Annotated in this window: 13 protein-coding genes and 1 pseudogene; 12 read left to right on the top strand and 2 right to left on the bottom strand. The window is 39.4% G+C overall.

Annotated features, from left to right (window positions below; all coding sequences use genetic code 11):
- The 8 genes and pseudogenes from BCG07_RS07215 to BCG07_RS07180 form a co-directional block, all read left to right on the top strand.
- A pseudogene (locus BCG07_RS07215) lies at nt 1-316 on the top strand (type II secretion system protein GspH); the annotation flags it as partial.
- A complete protein-coding gene (gene gspI / locus BCG07_RS07210) occupies nt 316-690 on the top strand; it encodes a type II secretion system minor pseudopilin GspI (RefSeq protein ID WP_006794636.1) in 375 nt (124 codons plus the stop codon). The pseudogene BCG07_RS07215 and the gene gspI, both read left to right, overlap by 1 nt.
- Nucleotides 691-1305: a type II secretion system minor pseudopilin GspJ gene (gene gspJ, locus BCG07_RS07205; RefSeq protein WP_286889553.1), complete on the top strand. Its 615-nt coding sequence runs from the start codon at nt 691-693 to the stop codon at nt 1303-1305.
- A complete protein-coding gene (gspK, locus tag BCG07_RS07200) occupies nt 1298-2284 on the top strand; it encodes a type II secretion system minor pseudopilin GspK (RefSeq protein ID WP_006794638.1) in 987 nt (328 codons plus the stop codon). The genes gspJ and gspK overlap by 8 nt, the downstream gene beginning before the upstream one ends.
- The gene (gspL, locus tag BCG07_RS07195) at nt 2281-3489 is read left to right on the top strand and encodes a type II secretion system protein GspL (RefSeq protein WP_058430369.1); all 1209 of its coding nucleotides are present in this window, start codon (nt 2281-2283) and stop codon (nt 3487-3489) included. The genes gspK and gspL overlap by 4 nt, the downstream gene beginning before the upstream one ends.
- Nucleotides 3486-3959 carry a type II secretion system protein M gene (locus BCG07_RS07190; RefSeq protein WP_010558132.1) on the top strand — a complete coding sequence of 158 codons (474 nt, stop codon included), beginning with the start codon at nt 3486-3488 and terminating at the stop codon, nt 3957-3959. The genes gspL and BCG07_RS07190 overlap by 4 nt, the downstream gene beginning before the upstream one ends.
- Before the next feature lie 3 nt (nt 3960-3962).
- Nucleotides 3963-4721, top strand: coding sequence for a type II secretion system protein N (locus BCG07_RS07185; protein ID WP_286889551.1), 759 nt, complete (start codon nt 3963-3965; stop codon nt 4719-4721).
- A 23-nt stretch (nt 4722-4744) separates the two neighbouring features.
- Nucleotides 4745-5332: a UPF0149 family protein gene (locus tag BCG07_RS07180; RefSeq protein ID WP_277053915.1), complete on the top strand. Its 588-nt coding sequence runs from the start codon at nt 4745-4747 to the stop codon at nt 5330-5332.
- 39 nt (nt 5333-5371) lie between these two features.
- Here the strand turns inward: BCG07_RS07180 and BCG07_RS07175 are convergent, their stop codons facing one another.
- Nucleotides 5372-5578, bottom strand: a complete 207-nt coding sequence (locus BCG07_RS07175; protein ID WP_277053916.1) for a hypothetical protein — start codon at nt 5576-5578, stop codon at nt 5372-5374.
- Entirely contained in the window at nt 5578-5937 is a 360-nt protein-coding gene (locus tag BCG07_RS07170) for a hypothetical protein (protein ID WP_008129647.1), read from the bottom strand. Before BCG07_RS07170 ends, BCG07_RS07175 begins: the two co-directional genes overlap by 1 nt.
- A gap of 289 nt (nt 5938-6226) precedes the next feature.
- Here BCG07_RS07170 and ccoG point away from each other — a divergent pair, with 289 nt between their 5' ends.
- From ccoG to BCG07_RS07150, 4 genes are all read left to right on the top strand, one after another.
- Nucleotides 6227-7657 carry a cytochrome c oxidase accessory protein CcoG gene (gene ccoG, locus BCG07_RS07165; protein WP_277053917.1) on the top strand — a complete coding sequence of 477 codons (1431 nt, stop codon included), beginning with the start codon at nt 6227-6229 and terminating at the stop codon, nt 7655-7657.
- 75 nt (nt 7658-7732) lie between these two features.
- Nucleotides 7733-8707, top strand: a complete 975-nt coding sequence (locus tag BCG07_RS07160) for a serine/threonine protein kinase (RefSeq protein WP_006794646.1) — start codon at nt 7733-7735, stop codon at nt 8705-8707.
- Between the two features lie 34 nt (nt 8708-8741).
- Nucleotides 8742-9365 carry a thiol:disulfide interchange protein DsbA/DsbL gene (locus tag BCG07_RS07155; protein WP_286889547.1) on the top strand — a complete coding sequence of 208 codons (624 nt, stop codon included), beginning with the start codon at nt 8742-8744 and terminating at the stop codon, nt 9363-9365.
- Nucleotides 9366-9381: 16 nt separating this feature from the next.
- On the top strand, nt 9382-9911 hold a 530-nt coding region (locus tag BCG07_RS07150; protein ID WP_286889545.1), incomplete at its 3' end, for a thiol:disulfide interchange protein DsbA/DsbL.

The raw sequence follows: 9911 nt of genomic DNA, 5'->3' as shown, positions 1-9911 counted from the left end.
AACCTTTGACAGAGAAGAGTTATTTAAACCCATAGAGTTGGAGCCACGCCTAAAGCTTACCCTCAACTTAGAAGACCTTGCATGGGCTCAAGATAATCTACTTGAACAGTCTAATTGGCGAGAGCTTATGAGTGGTGGTGAAGACGATAGCTTACTCGAACTTAAAAAGCTTAAAATACCTCAAGTACTTATTTTATCGTCGGGCGAAGTAAGCGCATTTCAGTTAATTCTTGAGCTAAAAGATCAAAGTGACCCTGTTTACTTTATTGAGGGTGAATTTACAGCACCAGTAAATTTAAGAAGAGAGCCAGAGTAATGACATTAAGTAAAGGCTTTACCTTGTTAGAAGTACTTGTTGCTTTGAGTATTTGTGCAATGGCGGGTATTGCAGCAATGCAAGCCACAGGCGAGCATATTCATCACTTAACAACAATTGAAGAACAAACATATGCCTCCTGGGTTGCTGAAAATGTCATTATTGAACAACGGGTAAAAGGCGAGCAATGGCAAGGTAAAAATAACTTACGTGGTAGTGAGGTTATGGGTGGTGTTGAATGGTTTTGGCAGCAAGAGGTTGTGCCCACTGCAGATAAAAGCTTTGTTAAATTAACCATAAATGTATTTATCGATGAAAAGTACGAACAGTCAGTCTATGAGCTTTCAACGTATTTAAATAAAGGTAAAAAGTAAGTGAAGCAGCGCGGATTTACATTGCTTGAAGTAATGGTTGCGTTGGGGATTTTAGCTTTTGTTGTTATTTCTACGCACCAAATACTAGATAGCACAACTAAAGCAAAAGACGCATCGGACGAAAAAATAGCGGAACTTAATGGTTTACAAACAACGTTTAGACTTATGGACCAAGACTTTAGCCAAATGACTAAACGTGCAGTTAGAAACGAGTCTGGTGACGTACAAGAATATTATTTATTAGCAGGGCGTTATGTGCTTGAAAGCCAATATGACGGCATTGCATTTGTAAGAGACGGTTGGATAAACCCAATAAATTTATTACCTAGGTCAGAGCTGCAGGCTGTTGGATATAGGGTCATAGATGATAATCTTGAGCGTGTGTATCGCGTGTACGTTGATCAGCTTGATAATATGGAGCCACGTGTACAGCAGGTATTAGAAAACGTCGAAGAGCTTAAGTTTGAATTTTTAGACAGTGATAATAAGTGGCAAGAACAATGGGAAGTAAAAGCATTGCCTAAAGCGGTTGCGGTTACTTTACAACAAATAGAGGCCGAACCTATTCGCCGTGTATTTTTAGTTCCTGGGCAAGGAAGTAAAAGTAATGGGTAGGCAGTCTTCGCGCGGAGCAGCGCTGGTTATTGTGTTATTTATTGTTGCATTAGCTGCTATTTTAGCCGTAGAAATGAGTGCTAATTTAATGGTGCAAGTGCAAAAAAGTACTAATTTACAAGGTCACCAACAAGCAAAATGGTATGCTTACGGTGCTGAAGAGTTGGCTATTAAAGGACTCATTCAAAGCAAGAAAGATGACCCAGATAAAACAACGCTTGATCAAGTATGGGCAACACAAGGTAACGCAGCATACCCAGTTGATAACGGCACATTAAGTGGTTCAATTACTGACTTGCAATCATGTTTAAATTTAAACGCTATAGCAATTGAACCCGATACAAATAGCGCTGATAAAACAAACCCTGCACACAAAGCACTGTTTGCCTTACTTGAAAATATAGAAGATTTACCAGCGGATGAATCGGAAGAAGCAATGGCTGATAGCGTGTTCGACTGGCTGGATGAAAATAGCATAACCTATCGCTCAGGTGCTGAAGAGGGAGAGTACTTATCTCGTAAATTTCCGTATATGACTGCTAATAGTTTATTTGCATCTCCATCGGAACTTCGCTTGGTAAAAGGCTTTAACCCGCTAGTAATGGAAAAAGTACTGCCTTATGTGTGTGTTATTCCGGGGAGCACTCAGCTTTTAATTAACATTAATACAATAGCACCAGAACAGGCTTTACTACTAAGCGCGCTGATGGATAATTTAAGTTTGTCGGCTGCAGAGGCTGTTATTGCTGCAAGGCCACAAACAGGTTTTGATTCTTTAGAAGAATTTTTTGAACAGGTACAGCAACAAGGCGGTACAAACACTGAATCAGTGAAAGACTTATTTAGTATTAAAAGCGAATATTTTAAATTACAAACGCAGGCAAACTTTGTAGATCTGCGTTTTTCGATGACCACCTTACTGCACGCCAAAGACGGCGAAGTAACGATACTGGCGCGAAAATTTGGAGGCGTACAGTGACAGAAATATTGTTGATCCGTACGGGTCAAACCCAACAAGAACGATTAAATTGGCTTGTATATTCACCACAAGAACAAGAAATAATAGCCAGTGGTGAGCTATCAAGCGCAGGCAATTTGAATGAATTAAGTGAAAAAGCAGCCAACAGGGAAGTGGTTGTTTTATTGCCGAGCGATCAAGTGCAATTAAAAACGGTAACACTACCCACAAAGTGGAATCGCAAATTAGAGCAAGCACTCCCTTACATGCTTGAAGAAGATATAGCCTGCGATGTAGACGATTTGTATATAGCTATAGGCGAAGCAACTATGGTTGGTGAGCAGCATGCTATTCAGGTTGCTATGACTGACCGCGAATGGTTTGAGCAATGGCTCGCGTTGTTTGTTGAACATGAGCTGCCTGTTTATAAAATATTACCTGATGCACTGTTGTTACCCTCTGTAGGTGAGGGAGAGGCTAGTGCTATAGAGCTCAATCAGCAGTGGCTGTTTAAGCAAGGGGCATGGCATATTAGTGCGGTTGAATTAAGCTGGTTGTCAGGTTACTTGACTGCGTTAGGTAACCCTGAGGTTAAACACTTTAGCCCAGCGGAAGACTTCCCAGAGGGGGCTAATTTACAAGCGCAAACAAGTCAGTACGATCTCCCGTTAGCTTTATTTGCTAAGCAATTAAATAACGTTAAATTCAACCTTCGCCAAGGTGTTTACCAGCTTAAAAAGAAGAGCGCGCTCTGGTGGGGTTACTGGAAAGGCGCGGCAATTTTTACAGCCGTCGCATTGGGCTCTACTTTAGTTATAAAGGCAATTGAGTTGCAACAGCTTAATTCTCAGGTCGATATAGTAAAAAACCAAGTAGTTGAGCGATACCAGACAGCATTCCCCGGATCTAAAGTGCATCCTAATTTGATAAAAAATCAGATTAAAGGCGCATTAGATAGAATAGAAGGCTCTGATGAATCCGGTTTTTTAGAGCTGACGACTAATTTGGTTGATGTATTTTCACAAGTGAATGAGTTCACACCAGAAACGTTACGTTACGACAAGCGAAGAAACGAGTTACGTATTCGCGCGCGTGCTAAAGACTTTCAAACCTTTGGTAAAGTAAAAACCATACTTGAAAAGCAAGGCTTAACGGTAGAGCAAGGGTCTTTAAATAACGATGGTGATTTTGTGGTAGGTGAGATTAAATTGCGAGGTGCTGCATGAAAGCACAAGCGATAAAATACTGGCGTTCTTTAAAAGAACAAGAGCAGCAACTTATTATGGTTGCTGGTGGTATATTTGTTATTTTTATTCTTGTGATGGGGATATTCAGGCCGTTAAATAACGCCATAACAAAAGCGGAACAATCGAAAATTAAGCAACAGGCTTTGCTCGTGTGGGTTGACGAAAGCATAGTAAAGCTAAAAGCAGCGGGTAATACGCGTGTTGCGAGTAGTCAAAATCTAAGCCAAGTGGTTAACTCTACCCGCAGTCGCTATCAAATCAATATTAGTAAAATGCAGCCTAGTGATGGTTCGCTGCGTTTAACGCTCGACTCAGTAGAGTTTAATAAACTAGTAGAATGGCTCGATGAATTAGTGAATCAGCATGGTTTAAAAATCGAAAACTTAGATTTAAGTCGCGACGATAAATCGGGTTATGTAAGAGTAAGCCGTTTGGTATTAGAGAATTAATAAATGAAAAAAATAATTACACTATCGGCTGTTTTTTTAATTAGTTTTATTGTGTTTTGTATTATTAAATTACCCGCTGCTATCGCGCTTGATTTAGCAAAACCTCATTTTCCTAAGCAGTTAGAAGTAGGGCAGGCGGTAGGCACTGTATGGCAAGGCCAATTAATGCAAGTTCGTTTTGATGGCGAGCAGTTAAACAATGTGCGCTGGGATATCGCCGGTTGGGCATTATTTACTGGCAATTTAAATACTAATATAAAGTTTGGAAATGCTCGCGAACGCACTGATATATCGGGATATGCAACCGTCAGTTATGGATTGTTTAATCATACTTTAAAAGTAACAGATGGTTTAGTTCGCTCAACGGTAGAGCGAGCTATGCAACGAGTTCAGTTACCGTTGCCTGTTACAGCAAAGGGGCGTGTAATACTTGAGCTAGATGAATACACCTCAGGTGCTCCTTACTGTGAATCATTAAAGGGTGAAATAGCGAGCCCAAATATCGACGTGCAAGGCTTAAATGGTTGGTTTAATATAGGACCTCTGGCTGGCAAGTTAAGCTGTAAGTCGGGCGATGTGGCAATATTAATCGACCCTGATAACACCCTCGGGCTTGAAGCCGATGCCACTCTTAAAGCTAACTTTGACTTTAGCGTGGCAGGGTATGTAAAACCAGATGCTAGCTTACCAAAAGATGTTCACGATGCGGTTAAGTTTTTAGGCCGACCAGATAGCCAAGGCCGTTACCCGCTCAATTTTTAATTGTTTTGATATAAAGAGTTTTAATGCAACTACCGCAATTTACTGAGCTGCATGCTAAGCAGCTCAGCACATTTCTAAATACCCAACCTCAAGCTATGACCTTTGAACAAAGCAAAGGTTATTTGTTTGGTGTTATATGTTCACCCGACCCTCTTGATGTGCACGAATGGGTTGATGTGATACTCAATAATTCAGCAAACGAATTAGATGAAGAAACGCTATTTTTATTTATGGCGTTTTACCATCAAATAAGTGAACAGGTGTTTGAAGTAGGGTATAAACTGCCACTACAGTACGACAGTGCATTTTGCTCGCAGTGGAGCCAAGGCTTTTTAACAGCAAGTAATGCTTACACGCAAAAGCTATTAGCAGCAACGAAGTTAGATGCACAGTACAAAGAGGCCTTAGAAACCGCACAAGCAACCCTCAGCTTTTTTGCATTAGATACACAGCTTATCTCTCAAATAGCATCACAAAATTCAATGAATACATTGCAGTTGTGTGAGCAACAATATGACCTTATGGGGGATTTTGCACTTGGTTTTGCAGAGCTAGTAGAAATAGTGGCGCTCAATAGTGGTTTGTATAACGATGATGGCTGGGACGAGTAGTTAGCGTTAAACTTTTTAATAATGGCGCTTTAATTAATATCAAGCGCCAAGGTCTAAAATAATATCTGTGCAGCCTTGCTTGCACTTCACCACGCCTTTTCCCACTTCGCAGGTGGCTAAATCGAGTGTGAGTACCGTATTACATTTTTCGCATTTTAGCGTTTTACCTTGTGCTAACTGTTTAAGCATATTACGTTGCTTGTGAAACGAATCACTGGTTTTTTTGTTTAAATTAGAAAAGTCCATTATTTAGCCCGTTTTTGCTCGAGTGATTCAGACACTATTTTACACACTTTATTTAAGCGTTCAGCGTAGAAGTAAAGGTTTAAGTCGCGTTCACGACAGTAGCGCAAATTAAATAGCTGAACTGCGTCATCAGTGGTGAATGTTTTTTCTACGTATTCTTTTTCTGAGCTTGAAAGTGTTAGCTCATGACTAATTCTGTTTTTTGCTAAATTAGCAGCAGGGCTTCTATTTACTTTACTTGCATCACTTAAAAAGCCAATACCTTCGCCTAATAGCTTTTCGCGTGGTTCTTTTACAAGTGGATGATCAATGGTAAAAAACGCAAGGATCACAATTATCAAAATAATAAACTTCTTCATGGATACGTAAACCTTGATCTAAATAGGGTTGAATTATCAAGCAGTGTAATAAACTGCCTTTTAAAAGCAAGTAACTGAGATGAATAAATTAGTTGTAATCTATACCAGTAATTTTAGCCAATATTGATATAATAACTAACAAAAGTTAGATATTTCTGAAATATCTGAAAGTATTTAATTTATGATTCATTAAACAAGTCTTACTTAGCAAGTTACTTGCTACACTATGAGTATAGAGCATTTGATTAGTGCTCAGCTTTTATTTTCCAAGCGGTGTTGAGGAACTTCGATGGACAAACAGATTAAAGTAAAAAACATTCCTGTTGAGGTAAAAATTCAAAAGCCGGATTTAAGCCGTCAAGATGATAGATTTAACCCCCGTAACCGCATTTATGTGAGAGCCGTAAAAGGTCTTCACCAATTACTAAGACAGCGCATTGGTTTTTTAGGCATGCTCGCATTTATGGTTTTGCCATGGATAAACTTTAACGGCCAGCAAGCCGTGCTATTTGATTTAATAGCACAAAAATACAATATTTTTGGCCTTACTTTATGGCCTCAAGACTTCACCATACTGGCGTTTATATTCATGCTGGCGGCTTTTGCGCTGTTTTTGGTAACTACATTTTATGGACGAGTCTGGTGCGGATATACTTGTCCTCAAACGGTATGGACATTCATTTTTATCTGGTTTGAAGAAAAACTTGAAGGCACAGCAAATCAACGTAAAAAGCTCGATCAACGGCCTATGGACTTTGACAAGTTCTGGCGAAAAACAGCTAAGCATTCCAGCTGGGTGTTGTTTTCTTTGTATACTTCTATTTCGTTTGTTGGTTACTTCACACCGATAAGAGAGCTACTCCCTGATTTTATAACCTTTAATGTTGGCGGTTATGCACTAGTGAGCATTTTAGTATTTGCTGTGTGTACATATGGCAACGCAGGCTGGATGCGTGAAATTATGTGTTTGCATATCTGTCCCTACTCACGTTTTCAGTCGGCAATGTTTGACAAAGATACCTACACAGTAACCTATGATGAAAGCCGAGGTGAAAGCCGGGGCCCTCGCTCACGTAAGGTTGCCCACGCTGATTTAGAAATAGGTGACTGTATTGACTGTAACCTATGTGTACAAGTCTGCCCAACAGGCATTGATATAAGAAACGGTTTGCAGGCTGAGTGTATAAATTGTGGTGCGTGTATTGATGCATGTGACGGCGTAATGGATAAAATGGAGTACCCGCGAGGGTTAATTTCGTATACCACAGAACGTAATCTTGAGACGCCAGAAAATAAAACCAACCCTCTACGAGCCAAAATTATTGGGTATACGGTCATACTAGTGTTGCTAACAGGCGCGCTTGTTGCAAATATTGCACTGCGTAAACCAATGGACTTTGATATTATTCGTGATCGAAATCAGCTATATCGTGTCGACTTTAATGGCTTGGTTGAAAACACATATACCTTAAAGGTCATCAATAAGGCGCAATATGAGCAAACCTTTAACATTAAAGTGGCAGGGCTAGAAAACTTTAAATACATAGGTAAACAAGTATTTACTGTTCAAGCAGGTCAATCGCATAATGTGCCATTATCACTCGTTATGGACCCTTATGACTTAAAAGCGCCTATAACAGAGTTTAATTTTGTATTGTCGCCAGTTAATGAACCGGATGAAACAATTTCGCAATCGAGCAACTTTTTTAGAGCGCGATAGCCGTACTTTCTAATTCGGTAAATATAGCAATAACAAAAGCGGGTTTAACCCGCTTTTCATTTATATAAGAAGAGCATGAGCAAATTTAGCTTTATAGATTTAACCCCAGATTTAATACTTGATGCGATAGAAACCATAGGTATTTATCCCGAGTCTGGGTTACTAGCGCTTAACAGTTATGAAAATAGAGTTTATCAATTTAAAGCCGAAGACGGTCTGCGTTACGTAGTAAAGTTTTATCGTCCCGAGCGTTGGAGTAAAGCACAAATTCAAGAGGAGCACGATTTTGCTTTTGAGCTTGCTGACGCTGAAGTACCCGTTGTAGCCCCTGTTTTACATAATGGACAAAGCTTGTTTGAACACCAGGGCTATATGTTTGTGGTATTCCCAAGTGTGGGTGGGCGATTATTTGAAGTAGATAATTTAGATCAGCTTGATGTTATGGGACGTTTAATTGGTCGAATGCACCAAGTAGCTAAAACCAAACCCTTTACTTACAGACCAACAATAAGCTGTGAAGAATATTTGCATACAGCTAAAGTTCATCTTCAAAAAAGTAACTTGGTGCCAATGGGATTAAGCACTGCTTTTTATACTATTTTAGATTTGGTAATTGAGCAGACACAAAAGCAGTATCAAGATACAAATAGTATTCGCTTACATGGCGATTGCCACGCAGGCAATATATTATGGGCTGGCGATGCGCTAATGTTCGTGGATTTAGACGATAGTCGTCAAGGGCCTGCTATTCAAGATCTATGGATGATGCTCAGTGGCGACAGACCAACGCAACTGTTACAGTTAGACACTTTGGTGGGAGCGTATGAAGAATTTTGTGATTTTGACCACGCTCAACTCAAATTAATTGAACCGCTGCGAGCAATGCGTATTATTCACTACATGGGATGGGTGGCAAAAAGGTGGAGCGATCCAGCTTTTGTGCGGAACTTTTCATGGTTTGCTGATGACAAATACTGGGAGCAACAAATTTTAGCGCTTAAAGAACAACTTGCTGCACTGCAAGAACCGCCGTTAAAGTTATTGCCGTAAATTATTATTTAATGACGAGTACAACGAGACACTAATGCTTACAAAACTAAAACTGAGCCTACTTCTTTTATGTTTACCTTTTGCAGCCTTTGCTGCACAGTTTGAGGCAAATAACCAATACACGATTATTAAAACTGAAAAAAGCACATCACCACAGGTAACAGAGTTCTTTTCATTTTATTGTCCGCACTGTTTTAAATTTGAACCAGTGGCTAAAGCAATTGAAAAAAAACTGCCTGAAGGCACTGATTTTGTTAAAAGTCACGTCAACTTTTTAGGTGGTGTATCTCCACAGGCACAAAGTAATTTAAGCTTTGCTTACTTAATCGCAAAACAACAAGGGCAAGCACAAAATATAGCTGACCAAATTTTTAGAAGTATCCATATTCAAGGTGTGCCTTTAACAGAAGTTAAAGACCTTAAAAAGCTATTGGAAGTAAATGGAATTGATAGCGACACATTTGACCAAGCGATTGCAAGCATGCCAATTATTGCCGCAGAGCAAGCAATGCAAGATAAGCAAAAAAAATATTCAAAGTTAGGTGCGTTAACTGGTGTACCTACTTTTATTGTTAACGATAAATACAAAATCAATATTAACACCATAAAAAACCAACAAGAACTTGATGAGTTAATTGCGTTTTTATTAGCATTATAAATTTTGGAGCATAAGAATGATTAAACTACTTAAAGCAGGGTTACTTGCATTAGTATTACCGATGGCAGCAACAAGCTTTGCGGCGGACTACCAAGAAGGCGTCCATTACGATGTTATTGCTGAACGTGCCACTAAAAAGCCAGAAGTAAAAGAGTTTTTCTCTTTTTACTGCCCGGCGTGTAATAACTACGAGTCACTGATCAGCGAATTTAAGCCTAAACTAGATAAAAATGTTAAGTTTAAAAAGAGTCACGTTGACTTTGTGGGTGTTCGTAATCCAGAAAACCAACAAATGATGAGCCAAGCACTTGCAACTGCTGAAGTACTTCCTCAAAAAGAGAAACTTATCGCAGCTATTTTTAATCATATTCACACTAAGCGTGCTAAATTTAATGAATTAGCTGACGTGAAAGATGTGTTTGTTGCGCAAGGTGTTGATGGCGATAAGTTTGATAAGTTATTTAAAAGCTTTTCGGTTCGTACATTAAGCTCTAAGATGAAGCGCGATCAAGAATACTTTAAAGAAAAAGGTGCTCTTCGTGGTGT

Source organism: Pseudoalteromonas sp. ESRF-bin5 (assembly GCF_002632075.1).
Taxonomy (GTDB): domain Bacteria; phylum Pseudomonadota; class Gammaproteobacteria; order Enterobacterales; family Alteromonadaceae; genus Pseudoalteromonas; species Pseudoalteromonas marina.
Note: the sequence above shows the minus strand (reverse complement) of the source record. Positions and strands in the feature narration are given on the sequence as shown.

Excerpts from the sequence above, each read along its gene's own strand:
- gspI (WP_006794636.1), top strand. The coding sequence starts at position 316 with ATGACATTAAGTAAAGGCTTTACCTTGTTAGAAGTACTTGTTGCTTTG.
- gspK (WP_006794638.1), top strand. The coding sequence starts at position 1,298 with ATGGGTAGGCAGTCTTCGCGCGGAGCAGCGCTGGTTATTGTGTTATTT.
- BCG07_RS07190 (WP_010558132.1), top strand. The coding sequence starts at position 3,486 with ATGAAAGCACAAGCGATAAAATACTGGCGTTCTTTAAAAGAACAAGAG.
- BCG07_RS07185 (WP_286889551.1), top strand. The coding sequence starts at position 3,963 with ATGAAAAAAATAATTACACTATCGGCTGTTTTTTTAATTAGTTTTATT.
- BCG07_RS07180 (WP_277053915.1), top strand. The coding sequence starts at position 4,745 with ATGCAACTACCGCAATTTACTGAGCTGCATGCTAAGCAGCTCAGCACA.
- BCG07_RS07175 (WP_277053916.1), bottom strand. The coding sequence starts at position 5,578 with ATGGACTTTTCTAATTTAAACAAAAAAACCAGTGATTCGTTTCACAAG.
- BCG07_RS07170 (WP_008129647.1), bottom strand. The coding sequence starts at position 5,937 with ATGAAGAAGTTTATTATTTTGATAATTGTGATCCTTGCGTTTTTTACC.
- ccoG (WP_277053917.1), top strand. The coding sequence starts at position 6,227 with ATGGACAAACAGATTAAAGTAAAAAACATTCCTGTTGAGGTAAAAATT.
- BCG07_RS07160 (WP_006794646.1), top strand. The coding sequence starts at position 7,733 with ATGAGCAAATTTAGCTTTATAGATTTAACCCCAGATTTAATACTTGAT.
- BCG07_RS07155 (WP_286889547.1), top strand. The coding sequence starts at position 8,742 with ATGCTTACAAAACTAAAACTGAGCCTACTTCTTTTATGTTTACCTTTT.